General features: G+C 63.9%; 23 protein-coding genes. 18 read left to right on the top strand and 5 right to left on the bottom strand.

Going from position 1 to position 18,441, the window contains the following annotated elements; translation table 11 throughout:
- Nucleotides 1-61: 61 nt before the first annotated feature.
- The 8 genes from NTU39_RS04980 to NTU39_RS05015 are packed head-to-tail and all read left to right on the top strand — an operon-like array spanning nt 62 to nt 5,120.
- Complete coding sequence (locus tag NTU39_RS04980) at nt 62-862, top strand: helix-turn-helix transcriptional regulator (protein ID WP_246179464.1); 801 nt, start codon at nt 62-64, stop codon at nt 860-862.
- Complete coding sequence (gene sctF, locus NTU39_RS04985) at nt 859-1,077, top strand: type III secretion system needle filament subunit SctF (protein ID WP_150666768.1); 219 nt, start codon at nt 859-861, stop codon at nt 1,075-1,077. Before NTU39_RS04980 ends, sctF begins: the two co-directional genes overlap by 4 nt.
- A complete protein-coding gene (locus tag NTU39_RS04990; protein WP_257959346.1) occupies nt 1,074-1,469 on the top strand; it encodes a DUF1039 domain-containing protein in 396 nt (131 codons plus the stop codon). The genes sctF and NTU39_RS04990 overlap by 4 nt, the downstream gene beginning before the upstream one ends.
- Nucleotides 1,466-1,843 carry a type III secretion system inner rod subunit SctI gene (sctI, locus tag NTU39_RS04995; protein WP_257959347.1) on the top strand — a complete coding sequence of 126 codons (378 nt, stop codon included), beginning with the start codon at nt 1,466-1,468 and terminating at the stop codon, nt 1,841-1,843. The genes NTU39_RS04990 and sctI overlap by 4 nt, the downstream gene beginning before the upstream one ends.
- A gap of 29 nt (nt 1,844-1,872) precedes the next feature.
- Nucleotides 1,873-2,655 (top strand): type III secretion system inner membrane ring lipoprotein SctJ, encoded by a 783-nt coding sequence (gene sctJ, locus NTU39_RS05000; protein ID WP_246184778.1) that lies wholly within the window; start codon nt 1,873-1,875, stop codon nt 2,653-2,655.
- Nucleotides 2,613-3,326 carry a type III secretion system domain-containing protein gene (locus tag NTU39_RS05005; RefSeq protein WP_257959348.1) on the top strand — a complete coding sequence of 238 codons (714 nt, stop codon included), beginning with the start codon at nt 2,613-2,615 and terminating at the stop codon, nt 3,324-3,326. Before sctJ ends, NTU39_RS05005 begins: the two co-directional genes overlap by 43 nt.
- Nucleotides 3,302-3,991 carry a hypothetical protein gene (locus NTU39_RS05010; RefSeq protein WP_174985209.1) on the top strand — a complete coding sequence of 230 codons (690 nt, stop codon included), beginning with the start codon at nt 3,302-3,304 and terminating at the stop codon, nt 3,989-3,991. The genes NTU39_RS05005 and NTU39_RS05010 overlap by 25 nt, the downstream gene beginning before the upstream one ends.
- Nucleotides 3,984-5,120, top strand: a complete 1,137-nt coding sequence (locus tag NTU39_RS05015; RefSeq protein WP_257959349.1) for a TyeA family type III secretion system gatekeeper subunit — start codon at nt 3,984-3,986, stop codon at nt 5,118-5,120. Before NTU39_RS05010 ends, NTU39_RS05015 begins: the two co-directional genes overlap by 8 nt.
- 96 nt (nt 5,121-5,216) lie before the next feature.
- On the opposite strand, the gene NTU39_RS05020 is transcribed toward NTU39_RS05015, so the two are convergent.
- The 5 genes from NTU39_RS05020 to NTU39_RS05040 form a co-directional block, all read right to left on the bottom strand.
- Nucleotides 5,217-5,702: an InvB/SpaK family type III secretion system chaperone gene (locus NTU39_RS05020; RefSeq protein WP_150666764.1), complete on the bottom strand. Its 486-nt coding sequence runs from the start codon at nt 5,700-5,702 to the stop codon at nt 5,217-5,219.
- 143 nt (nt 5,703-5,845) lie between these two features.
- Nucleotides 5,846-6,139 (bottom strand): EscE/YscE/SsaE family type III secretion system needle protein co-chaperone, encoded by a 294-nt coding sequence (locus tag NTU39_RS05025; RefSeq protein WP_257959350.1) that lies wholly within the window; start codon nt 6,137-6,139, stop codon nt 5,846-5,848.
- Nucleotides 6,114-7,442, bottom strand: coding sequence for a type III secretion system inner membrane ring subunit SctD (gene sctD / locus NTU39_RS05030; RefSeq protein ID WP_150666762.1), 1,329 nt, complete (start codon nt 7,440-7,442; stop codon nt 6,114-6,116). The genes NTU39_RS05025 and sctD overlap by 26 nt, the downstream gene beginning before the upstream one ends.
- Before the next feature lie 2 nt (nt 7,443-7,444).
- A complete protein-coding gene (locus NTU39_RS05035) occupies nt 7,445-9,121 on the bottom strand; it encodes an EscC/YscC/HrcC family type III secretion system outer membrane ring protein (protein ID WP_257959351.1) in 1,677 nt (558 codons plus the stop codon).
- A gap of 2 nt (nt 9,122-9,123) precedes the next feature.
- Complete coding sequence (locus tag NTU39_RS05040; protein WP_257959352.1) at nt 9,124-9,543, bottom strand: hypothetical protein; 420 nt, start codon at nt 9,541-9,543, stop codon at nt 9,124-9,126.
- Nucleotides 9,544-9,780: 237 nt separating this feature from the next.
- On the opposite strand from NTU39_RS05040, the gene NTU39_RS05045 reads away from it, so the two are divergent.
- The 10 genes from NTU39_RS05045 to sctT all read left to right on the top strand — a co-directional run bounded on the left by NTU39_RS05045 (nt 9,781) and on the right by sctT (nt 18,440).
- Entirely contained in the window at nt 9,781-10,440 is a 660-nt protein-coding gene (locus NTU39_RS05045; RefSeq protein ID WP_150666760.1) for a two component system response regulator, read from the top strand.
- A gap of 209 nt (nt 10,441-10,649) precedes the next feature.
- Nucleotides 10,650-11,039 (top strand): hypothetical protein, encoded by a 390-nt coding sequence (locus NTU39_RS05050; RefSeq protein ID WP_150666759.1) that lies wholly within the window; start codon nt 10,650-10,652, stop codon nt 11,037-11,039.
- Nucleotides 11,036-13,114, top strand: a complete 2,079-nt coding sequence (gene sctV, locus NTU39_RS05055; protein ID WP_150666758.1) for a type III secretion system export apparatus subunit SctV — start codon at nt 11,036-11,038, stop codon at nt 13,112-13,114. The genes NTU39_RS05050 and sctV overlap by 4 nt, the downstream gene beginning before the upstream one ends.
- A 1-nt stretch (nt 13,115) precedes the next feature.
- Nucleotides 13,116-14,471: a FliI/YscN family ATPase gene (locus tag NTU39_RS05060; protein WP_150666757.1), complete on the top strand. Its 1,356-nt coding sequence runs from the start codon at nt 13,116-13,118 to the stop codon at nt 14,469-14,471.
- On the top strand, nt 14,447-14,857 hold the full coding sequence (locus tag NTU39_RS05065) for a hypothetical protein (RefSeq protein ID WP_150666756.1): 411 nt from the start codon (nt 14,447-14,449) through the stop codon (nt 14,855-14,857). Before NTU39_RS05060 ends, NTU39_RS05065 begins: the two co-directional genes overlap by 25 nt.
- 56 nt (nt 14,858-14,913) lie before the next feature.
- Nucleotides 14,914-15,378 (top strand): hypothetical protein, encoded by a 465-nt coding sequence (locus tag NTU39_RS05070; RefSeq protein ID WP_257959353.1) that lies wholly within the window; start codon nt 14,914-14,916, stop codon nt 15,376-15,378.
- On the top strand, nt 15,368-16,450 hold the full coding sequence (locus NTU39_RS05075) for a type III secretion system protein SepQ (RefSeq protein WP_257959354.1): 1,083 nt from the start codon (nt 15,368-15,370) through the stop codon (nt 16,448-16,450). Before NTU39_RS05070 ends, NTU39_RS05075 begins: the two co-directional genes overlap by 11 nt.
- Nucleotides 16,451-16,643: 193 nt before the next feature.
- A complete protein-coding gene (gene sctR, locus NTU39_RS05080) occupies nt 16,644-17,294 on the top strand; it encodes a type III secretion system export apparatus subunit SctR (protein WP_257959355.1) in 651 nt (216 codons plus the stop codon).
- Between the two features lie 19 nt (nt 17,295-17,313).
- Nucleotides 17,314-17,580, top strand: a complete 267-nt coding sequence (sctS, locus tag NTU39_RS05085) for a type III secretion system export apparatus subunit SctS (protein WP_039396281.1) — start codon at nt 17,314-17,316, stop codon at nt 17,578-17,580.
- Between the two features lie 23 nt (nt 17,581-17,603).
- Complete coding sequence (gene sctT, locus NTU39_RS05090) at nt 17,604-18,440, top strand: type III secretion system export apparatus subunit SctT (RefSeq protein ID WP_150666792.1); 837 nt, start codon at nt 17,604-17,606, stop codon at nt 18,438-18,440.
- Nucleotide 18,441: the final 1 nt, after the last annotated feature.

Here is an 18,441-nt window from a genome sequence, read left to right on the forward strand (position 1 = left end):
CCTATCGTGTGGCCTTCGACTTTGTCATCCCGCCGACGGATTGTCGTCAGAGGAGGAGCCTATGAGTACGGTGCGATTTCTGATCAGCCGCCACGACGTCAAACTCATTGTGAACGGTCTTGTGCACACGTTGCCTGCGGGCAGCATGACCGCGACCAGTTCGGATGCGACGATCGATGCCCCAGGGCCAGTGGTGTCTCACGATTTTCATGCGTGCGATTTGCAGGCGCTGTATCCGGACGTCGTCGATCTGCTCGACCGCCGCCCGCTCGGCGTGTTCCACCGACAAGCGGCGCGCACGCTGATCCTCGAACCCAGCATGGTCGATGTGGCGATGACGTTGCAAAACGTCGACCGCATGGCGATGCTGCGCTTCTTTTATGTCTACTGTCTGTGCCGCGATCAGCGCTACTTTTCCGCGATGTTGCGCCAGACGATTGCAGGCAGTCACTCGCTGTTCGACTTCGTCGAAGCGAATTTCCATCGGCCCTGGCCGGTGGGGCGTCTGGCCGAGGAGTTCGGCATGCCGCTGAGGAAATTCCGGTATCTGTTTCAGCAGACTTACGGCATGCCCGCCAAGCAATGGTTGCTCGAACGCCGACTGCGACTCGCGCGCGACCTGCTCCTTTCCACGCGTCACAAGGTGCTCGACATTGCGCTGGAGTGCGGCTTCACCAATCACGCGCACTTCACCGATACGTTCCGCAAGCGCTTCGATTGCGCGCCGACGGAGATTCGTCTGGGTACGCCGCCTCAGCGGGGTGGTCGTCGTGTCGCGATGCCGCGCGCGGATGCCTACGCTGCCATGCGCGCCGATCTCGTCGCGGGACACGGCGCAGTGACCGATGCAGGCGTGCTATGAACGTCGAGGAAATCCACCGCAGCATGTCGGAGAGCGTACGGGAGATGTCGAACAAGGCAACCCAATCGGTGCAGACTCCGGACTTCAACGATCCCCGTAAGATGCTCGACGCGCAGTTCAATTTGCAGCAGTTCTCGACGGCGGTCGGCTTGCACAGTGCGGCCATTAAGCTCATCAAGGATACGTTGATGGGCATCATCGCCAAGATCGCATGATGACGCCATCGTCCGAATCCCATGACGACGCGGCGGTGTGGCTGGACGCTTCGGTCCGGCAGCAAATCGTCGAACTCGCGCTGGCCGGAGCGCATCACGGGCTGGAGACGGAAGCGCGGACGATTCTGCGTGCGCTACCGTTGCTCGTGCCTGAGGTTGAGGCGCGTCAATGTCTGCATGCTGCGTTGCTCATCGCGCTGGGCGACACGGTGCAAGCGCGCGCTTGCCTTGCGCGTCTGACAGCCGGATGCGAGGTGGACAAGACAGACGAGTCAGGCGTGGGCGCTGCGCGCGTGTTGCAGCACTGGCTAGACGCGGTGGCCTCATCGACGTCATCTCCTCCTCTGGCTTCCTCTTCTCCTTCTTCTTCCGAAGTCCTCCCTTTGCCATGACGACACTCTCATCACCTGCGCTTTCCGCGGCAGTTGCGCAAACGTCGGCCGTCGATGGGTCGATAAAACCGTCTGTCGCATTCCCTGCCCCATTCTCGACCGCAGAGCAGGCCGACGCAGCGCGATTCAATCTCGCATTGGCGAACGCAGCGCCGTTGCCCGAGCATCACTTGCTGAGCGCGGCGAACAAGTTGGCGGGCGACACCGAATATCTGGTGCAACGCGTGACGTTGGACGCGCAAGCGTTGGACGATCCGGCGCGTCTGCTGGCCACTCAGCTCGACATGACCGAGCGGGTACTGGCGCTGGAGTTTGTCGCGAAAACCGCCGGTGCCATGACGCAGGGCGTCAACAAGCTGGTTCACATGCAATGACGCGTTGCGGTCGTGTTGTGAAAGGCGTCTTGCCGATCGTTGCGGGCATCGCATCAGGGCGGATCCTGCTCGTCGGCTTGCTCTTGCTGATGCTCGTCGGCTGCAAAGTCGAGTTGCATCGTGCATTGAGCGAGACCGAAGCGAATCAGATGCTCGCGCTACTGTTGGTCTCCGGACTTCAGGCTGACAAGCGCGCGGACACCACGGGCATGACCGTCCGGATCGAACGCAGCGATTTCGTGCGTGGCGTCGAAGTGCTTCGCCAGCATGGGTTGCCGCGCCAGAAGCGGGCATCGGTCGAGGATGTGTTTCCGCCGGGGCAACTCGTCAGTTCGCCGGTGCAGGAGCAGGCGAAACTTATCTTTCTCAAGGAGCAGCGGCTGGAGCGCATGCTGGCGGCGCTCGACGGCGTGATGGTGGCGGAGGTGTCGATTGCACAAGTGCCGACGGACTCGGCCGGACGTGCGACCTTGCCGCCGGGGGTGGCCGTCTTCGTGAAATACAGCCCTGAAATCAACATGACGCAACGCATGACCGACATTCGCAGCCTGGTGCACGACAGCGTGCCGGGGGTATCGCCAGAGCGCATCAGCATCGTGCTGCAACCGGCGGACTATCGTTTGCCTCGGGCGGCCATCGAGGCGGCAGGAGTGCCGGCGAACGGGGGCGGCGAGATGCCCTGGCGTCCGTGGCTGGGGTGGGGAATGTTAGTGACGGCAGCGATGGTGCTTGCCGTGGCTGGGGTGATGGCCTGGCGTCGACGGGGCGCATGGGTCGTCCGGTTACGGCAGCGCGTGGCGAGAGCGACGTGACGGCGTGCGCCCGGCTCTCGCGTCTGATCTGGCAACCGGGGTTGCATATGGATGCCGGATGGTGGAGCGCGTTCGGAATGTCGGGGTGGCGTGCCTCTTACCTCAGACATGCGGTGTGTCGTCCACCTGTCGACAGGCTATTGGTCGAACGACGCGGATGGCCGGTGGCCGGGCGAGCGGACTGCACGCTTCCTCGGAACGAGGCTGCACTGGTCATGGTGCATCTGGTACCGAATCTGCGCCGCGTCGCGCTGGCCCACGGTTTGCGCGTGCTGGGCTGTCCCGACTATCTGCTGCTCGGCACATTTCGTCGCGCGCTCTCGCCGTGGTTGGATGCGTGGCAATGTGACCGTCTGCTGCTGACGCGGCACGACTGGCCGTCGCACTGTGCGTTTGAGGCGGACGAGCTTGCGACGGTGGCGATGGCGACGACCGGTAAGCAGCTTGACGCTGTCTGCGCCGCTCGCACATCGCCGGGCACTTCGGGCGCGTCGGACGATCCCTTCGCAATGATCGACGACGTCGCCACCGTCCACATGGCTGCGCGGATCTTGCTCCCACCGCCGGGGATGACAGCGGCGGCGGTGGACGGCGATCCGGTCATGGACGATATCTGGCCGCGACTCGCGGCGCTGGAGAAAATGCTATGTATGTCATCGACTACGCATTGACCCCCATCGAAACGATTGACGGCCCCGCTCCGGCGGGGCCGGTGATTTCCGCCGAGGTCATCGTTAGACTGCGTGACGACGCCAGTCAGCGGGCACGTTGGATGAACGAGGCACGTGCCGAGCGCGACGCTGCGCAAGTGGAGCGCGAGCTGGCGCGAAACGACGCGGAAGTGCAGCGCAATGCATGGGAGGAGGCGGCGCAGACGCGAGCCAGGCAGGAGGCGGAGACGCAGGCGGAAGCCGCGCGGCAAGCGGCCGTCGCGCAGACCGTGGACTGGCTTGTCGACGAGGCGTCGATGGAGCGCGAGATCGTTCGTTCGCTGGAGCGCAGGGTTGCCGATGCGATGACGGGCGCGCTGTCCAATTTCGTCGGCAAACTCGACGTCGGTGAGCGCTTTGCGCATCGTGTTGGGCAAACGCTGCCCGACCTCGTGCGCGAAGGCGTCCTCGTCCTGCGTGTGCCGACGGCACATCTCGCCGCTGTCGCGGGCGCATTGCGCGATGCCGACATCGTGCTCGCGTGCACACCGGATGCGTCGCTTTCCGGCCGTCAGGCGCGCATCGAAAGCGAGTGGGTCACCGTGTGTCTGGATCTCGATGCGGATCTGGCGGCGGTCATCAAACGTTTGCGCGCGGTGCCGAATCTGGAGGTCGCTTATGGTTGAGCGTCTCCCCACGTCTGCCAATCCGAGCGTTCGGACGCCGCAGGAAAACAAGGCGCTCGAGCGCATATCGACGGGCGAATGGCAGGCGCTTGAAGCCGACAGTCTGTCGTCTCGCACAACACTGGCGGACGTGCCGGGTCATGTGGCGTTGATCGAAGCGACCATCGCGCAGAACGAGGAGGCCGCATTCTCGGAGTCGCAGGAAAATCTGAGCTTCGCGCTGGGCGTTCGTTTTCGGCGCACGGGCGAGCGAGACGTCCGCGACGACAAGCAACGCGCGCGCGCGTTGTTCGAGCAGCAGATGCAAAGATTCGCTCGCGTGAACGGTGCGCAGTTCGAACGATTGCGCGGCCAATTGCGCGATTTGCCGTATGTCCCCGATCCTCATCAACTGATCCGGCAGGCGCAGTTGTCGGGCGGGCACGCTGCACTGGTTGTCGCTGCGTGGTTGGCCGAGAACGGACTCGATGCGCAAACGCGCACGCGACTGCGGCGCGCGCTCGACGCTCTGACGGCCTCGGACACATGGGCCATCGAGGCCTTTGCGGCACTTGAATGCGGCGAGGGGAAGTCGCCTGACCTGGCGCTGATGCAACAGATCAAATCGCTGTTTCGTCAATCGAATGGAACGCAACGCTCGCTCACACAATGGTTCGAAGAGTGCCGTCGCTTCTCAAAGCGACGCGAGCGACTTCGCGCTCTCATGCAGGCACTCGGTCTGGAGTTGGGCGCGCAGAAAGCCGACGCCGATTCTCAGCGGTTGTCGGCCGTTGTGGACGATCTGCGTCGCGTAGTGCTGTTTCTCACATTGGAATCGATGTGCGAACGCGCGGCGAGCGCGATGCGCGACGCGGGAAGCCGTGCGTTTGCGACCGACACCATGATCGCGGAGACACTGACGTTACTCGATCAGCCTTGGGCGGGCGCCGAATGGCTGACGCAACGCGCTGCGTATCTGGGCCTGACGACGGTCAACGTCCGGTACGCCTTCGCGCGAGGGCTTTCCGAACTCATCAAGTCGGCGCACGACGGATGTTTCCGGGACGAGACGCAACGCGAAGCGCTCGAAGAAGCGCTGAGTGTCTGGCGAACGGAAATTGCGCACGAGGCCGATGCGACGAACCACTGACGTTTGAGCGGAGGTCCATCCGACGGCGCATAAGGCACGCGCCGAAGCGGGATGGAAGGTGATAGGCGGGGATATCGGACGTATCGAAGTCGTCCGTCAGGCGCGCAGATGCTCGCGACAGAGCTTGATGCGGTCGTAGAAATCGGTGAGCGCCTGGGCGAACGGCTCCGCTTCTGCGGCGGCGTCGTCTTTGACTTGCGCGTGGAGAATCAGACGGTTATCGCGTTCGCGCAACTGAACATGCCCGGTGACAGCCCACTCAGCGGGCTCGATCAGAAACTGAAGCAACCGCTCGCTGTTGGCCCGATGCAGCCGGGCGGCTTCGTCTGTCGCCACCACGGCATGAATGCTGCACACCTGATTGTCCAGCGTTTCCACAATGATGCTCGGCGAAGCATTGAACGTCAGCTCGATGGGCGAATGGTTGTCGACGGCGTCGATCTTGCTGGGGTCGCAACCGATCAGCTTCAGGGCTTCGACGAGAGTTTGCGCTAAATCGTAACTGGGCATGATGGGCGTGGAAGTGAGCGTGAAGAGTGGAACGGCATTGATGACGCGCCCCGTGCCGGCGTCATACATCATTCGGAAGATCGAAAATGCGTGCCACACGACCGGGGGGCGATGGCAAAGGTTCCCACGTTAGGTCGACGATAACTTTGGTGGCGCGAACCGCGTTGTCGCTTATGAGCATGTTGCTGCCGCGCCATCGTGCATCGCGACCTGCGTCATCGCATTGACTGCGCGTTGTGACTGCGCCGATCGCCATGGCCGCTATCGACGGCGGTCAATTTTCCATACGATGTGCTGTAGCGACGTGCGAGGCTTTCGAGAATCGCCTCGGCGGCACGAACCGCTTGCATCAGCGATTGCGTCTGTGCGTGTTGTGCAGGGGTAAGCGGCATGCGAAGCGATCCTTCGAGCGTTGCCCGCGCAGCAACGAGTGCCGTCCCGACGTTGCGCGACACTGGGCCAGGGGAGTCCGCTAGGGCGTCTTCAAGGCGGGTCAGACGGATCGTCATGGTGGGTCTCCGGAGTAGCGGGTGTCAGGGGAAGGTAAAAGAGGCGGTCGTAGGCACCGATCGACACGCCGTCGGCATGAATGGCAACGATGCGCGTGCCGCCAGGCAGGCGGACGCCCTGCGCAAGACGGGTGCCGTCGGCAAGCGTAAGCTGCGGTGCACCTGGCGAACCGCCAATGCTGACGAGCGGTGCGGAGAAGCCCGTCTCGGCCAGCGTTGGAATGGGTGGCGGCAGCGGATCGATGCGTAGCGGCATGGCGTCGGCCGAACGATTCCACGTGTTGGCGAGGCCCTTGAGCGACGCTTGCCGTCCGACAGACAATGCACCGGTGATCCGCCACCCGTTGCGGTCGCGCGAGATGTCGACACCGCGCAGTTGACCTGACTCGCGCAGTGTTTTCACCAACTGGTCGAAACCATGGGCGGTGCCGTTCGCCACGCGCCATCCATGAGGCAACGCGAGCGTGTCGAGCGCATCCGACGCAGCGCGCCACCGGGCATCGGCAACGAGCGGGCCACCGACGACCAGCGCACCGTCCGCGGCCACGTTGACATGTGCATTGCCGAAGCCATGCAACCGCAGCAGCGTGCTCACCGTCTGTACGGCATTCGCGGGGCACCAGGTGTCGTCGCTCAACGCTTTGCCGAGCCAACGCGCCTCGGCGCGTAAGCGGGCGCGTGTGTCGTCGTCGATACAACCGCCGGACAGGCGCACGGCGTCACCTGCAGTATTGAGCGAGATATTGGGCGCGATGCGGGTGGCCAGCGCCCGGAGGGCATCGGGTTGCGGGGGACGGGAGATGACGTTGGCGGTTCCGGTGCGCCACATAGCGACACCCGCGCCAGCAATAAGCAGCGACAGCCCCGAGATTGCCAGCCAGGCGGCAGGCGAGCGGCGCTGTCTGTTCGCGTCGATTGACGGTGCAACGTCTGGAACGTCTGCGGCATCCGCCGTCGTGGACGGAGGGAGACGACGTGCGGGGCGCTTGGGGAGCGGCGTGGGCAACGGCTCGGTGTCGTCGCTGAGCCACACGCCGAGGCCCGCAAGATCGATCACGGTGTGCAGGGGAAGTGGGCGGGTGTCGGACGCGTCGTCAGTCGCCATGACCGGCATGCCGTCGACCCAGACGGGAGTGTGCGAGACCAACCTGACGCGATCTTCCTCGACATGCAGGGTGACGTTCGCTTCGTTGTCGAGCGTCATCGCAATGTCGGCCTCGCCACTTCCGATGGTGAGCGGTCCGGCCGGAAGTGGCATGGGACGCCCGGCGAGCGGCCCGTCGAGGAGCGTTAGCGTTGGCATCGTCAGGCGTTCGGCAATACGGCCGCAGGCTCGGCCTTGATGAGAAACAAACGCATGACACTGTCGTTACGATTGCTCGTAGAACTGAACAGACGCCCGATGAGCGGCAGGTCGCCGAGCAACGGGATCTTGCGCTCATGTTCGTGTTGCGCGTCTTGCACGAATCCGCCGAGTAGTAGCGACTGTCCCGCTTGAAGCGTCGCGTGTGTGGAGATCGACGAATTGCGTATGGTCGGCACCTCGTTCCGCAAATTGCGGTCGCTGCGGACTTCGCCGCCGTCTTCGATGTTCAGGGTGAGCATTACCTGCTCACTGCTGATGCCCGCATGTTCGGGACTTCCGTCGCTCGCGCTGCCCGTCGGCTCGCTCGGCACGAGGCGCGGCGTGACGCGCAGAAGCGACCCCGACGTCACACTCTCCAGCTTCGCCACCTTTTCGCCGGAGACCTTCGTGTAGAAGGTCACACTGCGATCCAGTACCGCCTGCATGTTGTCCAGAGTGACGATCGATGGCCGCGATAGCACGCGTGCTTTGGAGTTTCGCTCAAGCGCGCTCAGATTGAGCATGAACTTATTGGTATCGCCGACCAGCGTGGTGAACGTGCCCGCGTCGCCGTCGCTGGACGGCCCGTTGAGCGAGACGGTACCGAAGCCGCCGAGCCGAGCGCTGCCGGAGATGTCGACGCCAAGCTCGGCGATATCGCTGGCATTCACATCGATGATGGCGACCGAAATGTCGATCAGGCGAGGGCGCACGTCGAGTTGGGCGATGAGATCGCCGTAGATGGGAATGTTGCGGCGACGCTCTCGCACGATGATGGCATTGCGACGTGGGTCGGCGGAAAATCGCGGTGTCCCGGTCTGTGATGTAGCGGCGAAGCCGACGTCGGTCGACGTTCGGGAACGGGGGGCCGCTCCGGTCGCGTCCGTAGTCGAGGACGTGGCGATCAGCGGACCTGCCCCTTGAATCAGATCCTTAAGTACGCTGACTACGCCCGGAACGACCACTTCCTGCCCGCGATAAAAGTACCTTGTGTCGTCCGCCGTCGCGAATTTCAGGGGAAATATCTTGATGGTCTCCTCGCTCTCCTGTTGATCGCGCGCGTCTCGTTCGACGTAGTCGGCCAGCATGGAAACCGTTTCGACGCATGCCGGAACGCCCGCGATTTCGAGTGCGTGTGTCGCCGGAATCGCCCGTGCCACGCAGTGTCGCGGGTGGAGGACTCCGGCGTCGTGCAGATGCGCGAGGAGGTCGCGAGGCGACGCGTAACGCAGCGGCAACACACGGCGCGTGGCTTCGCTGGCCTTATAGATGTTGAGCGTCTGGCCGTTGAAGTACCACGAAAGCCGATAACGTTCAGCCAGTGTGTCGAGTGTCGTCTGTGCGGCACCTGGCGGGAGCGTGCCGATGAAGCGGTCGTCGACCTGCGCGCTGACGACCGTCGGTATGCCGTGATGCGCGCCGAAGTCGCGTAGCAACTCCGCAAGTGGCGTTCCGGCGCTTTGAAAAGCGAATGGCCCGCCGCGCCACATGGGCGACGTTCCGTCGTTCGTCTTGTCGCCCGTCGAACCGGATGCGCTCGATAACGCAGCGCTCGCCGGGGCCATCGTCAGCACGGCGACCGGCAAGGTCAGGCGAAGGAGATGTCGCGATGCGCGACGCAGGAGACGGCAGCGCATGATCACCCGTGGCGCACGACATGCAATCGCCGTATTTGAGAAGAAAGCATTTCGCCCGCGAGAAGTTGGCGGCGGAGCTGCGCTTCCACTTGCGCCGGCGAGGCGTGCGCATCGAATCGATGGACCCAGCAGACGACGTCGTTCGCGACACACAGACTGTCGTCGCGTAACGCCGACTGCCCAGCCAGCACGAGCGAACTGCGCGCAAGCCAGCGCGAGCGTGCCGAGTCGTCGACGTCCGCACGACCGGGAGCGCATAACGAATGGCGTGCCGGGGGATCCACTGCGGTTGCCACACAGTAGCCGCCGGCTGCCGGGCAGGTCCAGCCCGGGTGGCCGTCGATATCGAGCACGATGCGCGCGCCTTGAACGTCGCGTGGAGCAATCCAGTCGAGCGCGGAGAGCGCAAATGGCAAACGCATAGATGTCTGTTGGGGTGGGTGCCCGACACTGCGAACAGGGACCGTCATTATCGAGCGCTGTGTCACGCACGCCATCCGGCGCAGACCTGAAGTCACCGCCGAACCTGGAGATTTGCGGCGTTTTCCTATGCGGGCGATCAGGCGAAGGCACAAGATTCGTGCCCGTTGGCCCGAAGTCGAAAGAGATTGAACAAAAATCCGCATGAATGCTAATGACTAACTGTCGAGGAGCTGCGAATGACGGGTTGTACCGGTGTCATCGTTGTGGAAGACCACGAATTGCTGGCCGACGGGCTTTGTCGCCTGATCGAGGACGAACTCGGATGGTGCGTGCTGGCGAGAGTCGTCAATGGACTGGACGTTTACCGCGCCTGCGTGGTGCATCGTCCCGCGTTGATCGTGCTGGATCTGGGCCTGCCCGGTATGGACGGTGTGGACGTCATCCGTCAATGCGTTCAGCGTTGGCCGGAGCTGCGGATCGTCGTTCATTCGGCGAGCGACGACGGCGAACGCGCGCGGCAATCGCTGGAAGCTGGCGCGGGCGCTTTCGTGCTCAAAAGTAGTTCGCGGACGACGTTGATCAACGCAGTGAGCGTTGTCATGCGGGGTGATCGCTTCATCGATCCGGCGGTGTTCGGCATCGTTCACGACCCGACGGGCATGCCGCTGGCGTCGAAGCCAGGCGCAGCGGAGTTGCCCGAACGGCTGTTGACACTGCGCGAACGGCAGGTGCTAAAACTCGCAGCGGAGGGGCAGCGCAATCGCGACATCGCCCAACTCCTGTCGATCAGCGTGAAGACGGTGGAGACGCACCGTCTGAACATGATGCGCAAGCTCGATGCGCACAACGTTGCCGATATCGTGAGGTGGGCACATCGTTTGCGGATGCTGCTTTGAACCGTGACGCTGGCATGGCGTGTCGGCACGAGCGGTGTGGAGCGAAGAAATTCAGGTCCGCGCCGGATAGCCGCCGCCGCCGTGATTGCGCGACCATCGTCGCTGCTCATTTTCGAATGCCCACCGTGTGTTGCGTATTGCGTGCCACTCACCGCGAGCGTTTTCCTTCACGCGCAAGCTCCTCGTTACCGATGCTCCGGATGCCCCCGATGGATACTCAGACTCAGCGCAAGCTCGAACACCTCTTCGAACTACTGGCGTTGCCGCCGCAACGCATTGAGCCGCGCATGCGCGTAGCGCTCGCGCCGTGCGTGCTGATGACAGAGGTCGAAGCGCAGGGAGTGACGCTCGCCCTGACGTTACTCCATCGTGTCGCACGTGCGGAGCGTTGGCTGCCGCGACTTCTGCAAACGTGCGCGCCGGAGTGGAGTCTCGGCATTCCGGTGCGCGCCTGCGTTGCGCAAGGCCGCCCCATGCTCATTGCTGCGCCGCCGTCCAGCGCCAACTTACAGGCCGTCGACTGGTTTGCCTGTCTTGTGCGCATGCGCCGCCTGCTCGAGCGGATCGACGCCGGGCAGCAACGGGAGAGCCTTCCATGACGCGCGTGCTGATCTGGTTGCGCGCCGCAGCGGGACGTCAGGACATTGTCCTGGCGGCGTTGCTGCTGGTGACCGTGCTGATGATCATCATCCCGATGCCGCCGTCGGTGATGGATCTGCTCATCGCACTCAATCTGGGTGTTTCGCTGTTGCTGCTGATGGTGGCGCTGTACATCAACGAGCCTCTGGACTTCTCCGCGTTCCCTTCCGTTCTTTTGATGACGACGCTGTTCAGGCTCGGACTGACCATCAGTACCAGCCGACTGATTCTGCTGCACGCCGACGCGGGCGACATCGTGTACACGTTCGGTGACTTTGCCGCCGGAGGGAACATCGTCGTTGGCATGATCGTGTTTCTCATCATCACCATCGTCAACTTCATCGTGATCACGAAAGGCTCGGAGCGGGTGGCCGAAGTCGGCGCGCGTTTTTCGCTCGACGGCATGCCCGGCAAGCAGATGAGCATCGACGGCGATCTTCGTGCGGGGACGATCGATGCGGCCGAAGCCAAGCGACTTCGCCGGATCGTGCAGAAGGAAAGTCAGTTTTACGGTGCGATGGACGGGGCGATGAAGTTCGTGAAGGGCGACGCCATTGCCGGACTGGTCATCATCGTGGTCAACCTGCTCGGCGGCATCGGCGTCGGCGTGTTCATGCGGGGAATGAGTGCGGGCGACGCGGCGGCGATCTACGCCATTCTCTCCATCGGCGATGGGCTCGTGTCGCAGATCCCTGCACTGCTGATCTCCGTTACGGCGGGCATTATCGTGACGCGCGTCCCTGGTGAGCAACGGCGCAATCTGGCGCGCGAGCTCACCGACCAGCTCGCAGCACAACCGCGCTCGCTGACGCTGGCGGCCGTCGTCCTGGTGCTGTTCGGTCTGATTCCCGGCTTTCCCATGCACTATTTCCTGTTGCTCGCTGCGCTGGCGGGCGGCGCAGCGTGGTGGACAAAGCGGGGGGCTAAGGACGGGGCGCTCGCCACGGAAGCCGGCGCCGTGGCCGGTGCGGATGGCGCAGCAGCGAAACCCGGACGCCCCGGTGCGCAGCCGTTGCTGGCGAGGGTCGGCGTAGCGTTGTCGGAGTCGTGCGGGGGAATCGCGGCCGTGTCCGGACGCATCGATGCCCTGCGGCATCAGAAGTTCGAGCAGTTCGGCGTGCCGATGCCGGAAGTGCAGGTGACGACCGATGCCACGTTGCCGGGCGACAGACTGGACATTCAGCTCTATCACGAGAGCGTCATGACGATTGACGTGGTGTCGGAGGCCGCGCTGGCGCACTACGACGCCACACATCCTATCCCCGCGTTGCGTGCGCTCGAAGGCGGTGCGCCGCGTGAGACGCCGCTACCGTTCGGTGGACAGACGCTCTTCTGGCTTGAGGATGGGCAGCGCGCGGCGTGGCTCGCGAGCGGTGGCACTGTCATCGATGGTGCGGATCGCGTGGCACATTGCGTCTCGCTGGTCATCGACGCGCATGCTGCCGATTTCCTGGGCGTGCAGGAAGCGCGCTTCCTGATGGATGCGATGGAGGATCGCTACGGCGAACTCGTCAAAGAGTTGCAGCGCCAATTACCGATCAGCCGAACGGCGGAGGTGTTGCAACGATTGGTCGCCGAAGGGGTGTCGATCCGCGACTTGCGGCGTGTGTTCGAAGCGCTGATCGAGTGGGCCCCTAAGGAGCGAGACCAGATCATGCTCACGGAGTACGTGCGGCTGAGTCTGCGCCGCCACATCACCCGGCGCTTTCGTCGGGGCACCGAGCACATCACAGGTTGGAATGTCGGTCGCGGTATCGAAGACGTCGTTCGGGCTGCGGTGCGTCAAACGGCTTCCGGTTCGTACGCTGACCTGAATCCCGCTCAGACGGACGCGATTCTCGGCGCGATCGATGGGGCGGTGGATGCGCATGACGGAACCCCCGCTGTGTTGTTTACGGCCATGGACGTGCGACGCTTTGTGCGCAAGCTGATCGAGCGGGAGCGTGCCGACTTGCCGGTGTTGTCGTTTCAGGAAGTTGCCGACGAGCCGCATGTTCGCGTGCTGGGGACGATCGATGTGCGGGGGGCGTTCTGACATGCGCCGCCCCGATGCCGCACGAATCGCCAATGGACTGCGTCGTACGTTGGACGCGCAGCGCAAGGCCTGTGATGACCTGCGCCGCGGCGCGCCACGCGAGGTGCGCTACGGGCGCATCGATAAGATCACGCCAAACGCCATGCGGGCCCGGTTGCCCGGTGCAGCACTCGGAGAGCAGTGCCGGGTGATGTCGCCGGCGCTCGATGCGGAGGTCATTGCGGTGGAAGGGCGGCACGTCTGGCTCGCGCCCTATGCGGAGCCGACGGGTGTGGCCAATGGCGCGCTGGTGCAGGCGTTGGGATTGTCGTCGCGTGTGGCGGTGGGCGAGCATCTGGTCGGTGAGGTACTCGATGGCCTGGGACGGCCGCTGGCCACTGAGTCCGGTGCGCACAGCGCCGATGTCGAGTGGCGTGCGCTCGACGCCGAACCACCGCCAGCCCTGCGACGCGCGCTCGTCTCCACGCATCTACCCATTGGCATTCGGGCCATCGACGGCATGCTGACGTGCGGCCGTGGCCAGCGCCTGGGCATATTCGCGGCGGCAGGAGGTGGGAAGAGTACGTTGCTCGCGATGATGTGTCAGGGCGCAGCGGCGGATGTCATCGTGCTGGCGCTGATCGGCGAGCGTGGCCGGGAGGTGCGTGAATTCATTGAGCAGGGGCTCACGCCGCAAGCTCGCGCAAGAACGGTGTGCGTGGTGGCCACGTCCGATCGTCCGGCATTGGAACGGATGAAGGCTGCGTACACAGCGACGGCGATCGCCGAAGCGTTCCGTGACGAAGGAAAGGATGTACTGCTGCTCATGGATTCGCTGACCCGGTTCGGCCGTGCCGTGCGCGATATCGGCATGGCGGCAGGTGAGCCACTTGGGGCGACAAGTGGCTTGCCGCCGAGTTTCTATGCACGGTTGCCGCGTTTGCTGGAGCGCGCCGGGACAGGCGAGCGCGGCAGCATCACGGCGTTCTATACGGTGTTGGTCGAGGGGGACAATCTGGACGAACCGCTCGCAGACGAAGTTCGTTCGATTGTCGACGGTCACATTGTGTTGTCGCGGCGTCTGGCTCAGGAAAATCACTACCCCGCCATCGACGTGCCGAAGAGCCTGTCCCGTGTGATGACGCAAGTCGCAGGTGCACAGCATGTAGAAAGCGCTGCACGCGTGCGCCGCGCGATGGCGCTTGCGGCCGACGTCGAACTGCTGGTCCGTGTCGGCGAGTATCAGGCAGGCAACGATCCCGATACGGACGAGGCACTGGCGCGCGCGCCGGACATCCGTGCTTTCCTTTGTCAGGCCCAGCACGAGGTGGCGCCGTTCGACGACACCCTCGCATGGCTCGAACATCTCGCGAACTGAAAGACCGCGAAGGCATCGCCGCGTTGGCGATGCTGGCGCAACGTCGGGAAGCAGGCTTACGCGCCGCGTTGGCACGTCTCATGTTGGCAGCAAGGGAGGCCGCCGATAACGTCGTTACCTGTGAGCGCGCTTGCGATGTTCAACGTGATGTATGGCAGAGGGCGTTGTCGCGCGGCGGCGTGTACGGGCCGCGCGAGGCGGCAGGTGCGGCGCGTCTCGTGGAGGAGGAGCGCGCTTCGCTGGTCGACGCCAAAGCCCGGCACAGCAAGGCAATCGACATCGCGCAGCAAGCCGAGGCCCATGTGCGCGAGCAGCGCGAACGCCTTCAGAGCAACTCCCGGAAACAGGAGAAATTGCGGGAGTTGCTGGAGTTCTACCGGACTTAAGTTGATTCCCCACGGTGATCCGTTTCCATTCCAACCGCCATTTCGAGGACTTCACAATGAATACCATTCGCCGCAGTGGCTTGTCCGCCGACGCGTTCGGCAGTCTGTCGGAACGATCGCTTTCGCAACGACGCGACACGACAGCGGTTTCGCAAGCACGAAACAACGGCCGGGCTGACCGCGACGAACGGGACGAGCGAGCATTCGCGTTGATGGGCGAACCTGCAGCTTGCGTGACCGGTCCCGCCGATGTCCTGCGCTGGTTGCGTGTCTGGCATACCCGTCAGGACGCAAACTGGGACAGCGCAAGCGCGCTGCGCGTCGTCGTGCATGGCGGTGCGCTGGACACACTGGTTGTCGAAGCGCGTCGCGGACGGCAGGGCATTACCGTGAGTCTGCTGTGCGCGCGTCTGACGATGTATCGCCGACTGCTGGCGCATCGAGGGCAACTCTCCCGGACGTTGACGTCACGCTTCGCGCTGCCCGTCACGGTCGAAGTCGAGGCGCGTTATGTTCCGTGAGACAGGCACGGAGTCGGATCATCCGCTGACGCGGGATGTCGGCGTTGCGTTGGAGGGGGTACTCGCGGGCACGGGCTGCGTGCGCTTCATCGAAGGCGAGACGGAGGTGCGCGTCGGATGGCTTCGCGCAGGGGGTGACGGGCTCGTTGCGACTGCACGGGTCGATGAGGGCGTCGTGAGTCAGACGCACTTCTGGTGCGACGCCGGACAATGGGCAGCGTGGCTCGACGACCGGCTTCCTGTACCGTCGTGGGAGGCCTTGCCGCCGGACTGGCGGGCAAGCGCCGCGTCGCTGACCCTCGCAACGGAGGGCGCAGACATCGAGGGTGAGGAAGAGCCGGAGCGCGAGGCGATGGCGGGGAGCGCGTCGGACACGGAACGGTCCGCTGCCGCGATGCGTCGGGAATGCCCGGACACATTCGCTGCGCCGACTTCCTGGCCGCAGGTGACGGCGATCACGCGGGAATCCGTCGAGGCGACGTGGCGCATCGGCATCGTGTTACAGCGCGGGGCGCGTCGGCTGGCGTTAGTGCATCTCGACGGTGTGACGTCGTGGCTCACGGACCGTTGCCAGCGCGCGGTGCGGTGCGACACACCATTGGACCCGTCCGGTTTCCCGACGCGTCGATGCACCCTCGCGGCGGGCTGGGCCGAGCTCCCAGCGTCGCTTTGCGACCGTCTGCGTGAGGGCGGTGCGGTACTTCTCGACGTGGCGGCCGACGTTGCGTCCGGCGAGTACTGGCTGCTCGACGGCGCGCGAGCCATTGCCATGTGTGACGGACAACCGTCGGGGCGACACGTCGTGTTACCCGATCTCCCGACACCGGGCGCCGTTGAAGGCGGCGCCGCGTCATGTACCCGTCTGGTCGCGGTCATTGCCGAAAGGGCGGTGCCCGTTCCGAGTCTGGCGGCGTGGCATCTCGGGCGCGCGACGTCACATGAGCGCGCACCGCAAAGCGTTTTGAGCGCCGCACGTATCTCACTCTGGCGCGACGGCACGCCATGGGCCAACGGACGGCTATTACGCTTCGGCGACGGACGTCTCGCGGTGCACATCGATCCGATGCCCTGATTTCGGGTCGTGACCCGATGGGCGTGCATTCCGCCACGTCCTACCATTTGCCGATCGACGACCTATGCGTCGTGCCTCGTCAGCATGCGGCTGCGTGCCGGCCATGTCGTTTCGCCTCGTCCTGCTCTCTCTTCCTTCGTCCGTTCCGGTCGGCGTGCCTGTCCGGCGGACGAAGGCGTTCATTGGAGTTCGTATGTCCTTGCTCGACCACCCGGTGCAGCTTGTTGTCTTGCTATCGCTGCTCTCGATCATGCCGTTGCTGGTGGTGCTGGGGACTGCTTTCCTGAAACTGGCGGTTGTCTTCGCGCTGCTACGAAACGCGCTGGGTACGCAGCAGATCCCGCCCAACATCGCGATCTACGGTCTCTCGCTTGTCCTCACGTGTTTCATCATGGCGCCGGTCGCCTTCGACATCGAAGCGAATCTCGGTTCCCGTCCGGTTTCGCTCTCATCGAAAAACTTCGTGGCCGACGTCGACGCCAGCGTGCTCTCGCCGTACCGTGCGTTCCTCACCCGTCACACCGACGCCAGACAACGCGACTTCTTCGCCGGGCTGGGAAGTGAGACGTGGCCGGAGGCGCATCGCGACCGGCTGGGTGCGGACTCGCTACTCGTGTTGATGCCTGCCTTCGCGCTGAGTCAGTTGGCCGAGGCCTTCAAGATCGGTTTGCTGCTCTATCTGCCGTTCATCGTGATCGATCTGGTGATCTCGAACATCCTGCTCGCGATGGGGATGATGATGGTCTCGCCCATGACCATCGCCCTGCCATTCAAGTTGCTCATCTTCGTGATGATGAACGGTTGGGAGCAACTGGTGCGGCAGTTGATGCTCTCGTACGCATGACGCCGCCGGGATCCTGCTTATGAGCGAAGCCATCGTCGTCAATCTCACTAGTGAAATGCTCTGGCTCACGTTGCTGATGTCATTGCCGACGGTCGTCGTTGCGTCCGCAGTCGGCGTGCTGGTGTCGCTGGTGCAGGCCCTCACGCAGGTGCAGGATCAGACCGTCCAGTTCCTCATCAAGCTCATTGCCGTGTCGGTCACGCTGGCCGCGACTTATGCATGGATGGGCCATGTGTTGCTCAACTACGCGGGTAGCGCGTTCGAGCAAATCAGCAGGATGGGGTGAGCGCGATGGTCGATATGGTCGATATGCCGAGGATCGCTGCCCTAGCCGCGTCATCCGACACGCTGATCGCGCCACTTTGGTCCGACCTGTTCGGCTGGACGCTGGCGTGGGGCGTGGCGATGTTGCGCCCGCTAGGCGTTGCGATGTTGCTGCCTGTGCTGTCGGTCGGCATGCTCGGTGCAGGTATGTTGCGCAACGCGCTGGTGCTCGCGCTCGCGTTGCCGGTCGTCGCGCTCGTGCATGCGACGCCCGATATGCCAACGCAATGGAGCGCGTGGGGCATGTTGATCCTGCGCGAGCTCTTCATTGGCGGTCTTGTGGGGTTCGTGGCTACGCTACCGTTCTGGGCCGTCGATATGACGGGGTACGTGATCGACACCATGCGCGGGGCATCGATGGCCAGCGTGCTCAATCCGCTCATGAGCGCGCAATCGTCGATCTTCGGCATTGCGTTGACGCAGATGCTCTGCGTGCTCTTCTTCGTCACTCCGGCGGCACATGCGGTGCTGAGCGCGCTGTACGACTCCTACGTTGCTGTGCCTATCGGGCAACCTTGGCGATGGGAGGACGCGTCCGTCGCCTGGCTGCTGTCGCTCTGGCAGGCGATGCAGGTCATGTGCGTGGCGGTGGCGTTACCAGCGATGGTCGTGATGGTGCTCGTCGATATGTCGATGGGCTTCGTGAACCGCGCGGCGCAGCAACTCAACGTGTTCTTCCTCGCCATGCCGGTCAAGAGCGCGATGGCGTTGCTCGTGACTGTCGCAAGTCTGCCGTTCGCCATTGCCGTGCCGCTCGCGCACTGGTATCGCCTGCCCGAGGTGCTCCGCACGTGGGCGGCCATGACGCTTCCCGCTTCGTGAG

This window comes from Pandoraea commovens, from assembly GCF_024704525.1.
Classification (GTDB): Bacteria; Pseudomonadota; Gammaproteobacteria; order Burkholderiales; family Burkholderiaceae; genus Pandoraea; species Pandoraea commovens.

Bases quoted from the DNA above. Each gene is read 5' to 3' on its own strand.
- NTU39_RS04980 (WP_246179464.1), top strand. From the start codon at position 62: ATGAGTACGGTGCGATTTCTGATCAGCCGCCACGACGTCAAACTCATT.
- sctF (WP_150666768.1), top strand. From the start codon at position 859: ATGAACGTCGAGGAAATCCACCGCAGCATGTCGGAGAGCGTACGGGAG.
- NTU39_RS04990 (WP_257959346.1), top strand. From the start codon at position 1,074: ATGATGACGCCATCGTCCGAATCCCATGACGACGCGGCGGTGTGGCTG.
- sctI (WP_257959347.1), top strand. From the start codon at position 1,466: ATGACGACACTCTCATCACCTGCGCTTTCCGCGGCAGTTGCGCAAACG.
- NTU39_RS05005 (WP_257959348.1), top strand. From the start codon at position 2,613: ATGGGTCGTCCGGTTACGGCAGCGCGTGGCGAGAGCGACGTGACGGCG.
- NTU39_RS05010 (WP_174985209.1), top strand. From the start codon at position 3,302: ATGTATGTCATCGACTACGCATTGACCCCCATCGAAACGATTGACGGC.
- NTU39_RS05015 (WP_257959349.1), top strand. From the start codon at position 3,984: ATGGTTGAGCGTCTCCCCACGTCTGCCAATCCGAGCGTTCGGACGCCG.
- NTU39_RS05020 (WP_150666764.1), bottom strand. From the start codon at position 5,702: ATGATGTATGACGCCGGCACGGGGCGCGTCATCAATGCCGTTCCACTC.
- NTU39_RS05025 (WP_257959350.1), bottom strand. From the start codon at position 6,139: ATGACGATCCGTCTGACCCGCCTTGAAGACGCCCTAGCGGACTCCCCT.
- sctD (WP_150666762.1), bottom strand. From the start codon at position 7,442: ATGCCAACGCTAACGCTCCTCGACGGGCCGCTCGCCGGGCGTCCCATG.
- NTU39_RS05035 (WP_257959351.1), bottom strand. From the start codon at position 9,121: ATGCGCTGCCGTCTCCTGCGTCGCGCATCGCGACATCTCCTTCGCCTG.
- NTU39_RS05040 (WP_257959352.1), bottom strand. From the start codon at position 9,543: ATGCGTTTGCCATTTGCGCTCTCCGCGCTCGACTGGATTGCTCCACGC.
- NTU39_RS05045 (WP_150666760.1), top strand. From the start codon at position 9,781: ATGACGGGTTGTACCGGTGTCATCGTTGTGGAAGACCACGAATTGCTG.
- NTU39_RS05050 (WP_150666759.1), top strand. From the start codon at position 10,650: ATGGATACTCAGACTCAGCGCAAGCTCGAACACCTCTTCGAACTACTG.
- sctV (WP_150666758.1), top strand. From the start codon at position 11,036: ATGACGCGCGTGCTGATCTGGTTGCGCGCCGCAGCGGGACGTCAGGAC.
- NTU39_RS05060 (WP_150666757.1), top strand. From the start codon at position 13,116: ATGCGCCGCCCCGATGCCGCACGAATCGCCAATGGACTGCGTCGTACG.
- NTU39_RS05065 (WP_150666756.1), top strand. From the start codon at position 14,447: ATGGCTCGAACATCTCGCGAACTGAAAGACCGCGAAGGCATCGCCGCG.
- NTU39_RS05070 (WP_257959353.1), top strand. From the start codon at position 14,914: ATGAATACCATTCGCCGCAGTGGCTTGTCCGCCGACGCGTTCGGCAGT.
- NTU39_RS05075 (WP_257959354.1), top strand. From the start codon at position 15,368: ATGTTCCGTGAGACAGGCACGGAGTCGGATCATCCGCTGACGCGGGAT.
- sctR (WP_257959355.1), top strand. From the start codon at position 16,644: ATGTCCTTGCTCGACCACCCGGTGCAGCTTGTTGTCTTGCTATCGCTG.
- sctS (WP_039396281.1), top strand. From the start codon at position 17,314: ATGAGCGAAGCCATCGTCGTCAATCTCACTAGTGAAATGCTCTGGCTC.
- sctT (WP_150666792.1), top strand. From the start codon at position 17,604: ATGCCGAGGATCGCTGCCCTAGCCGCGTCATCCGACACGCTGATCGCG.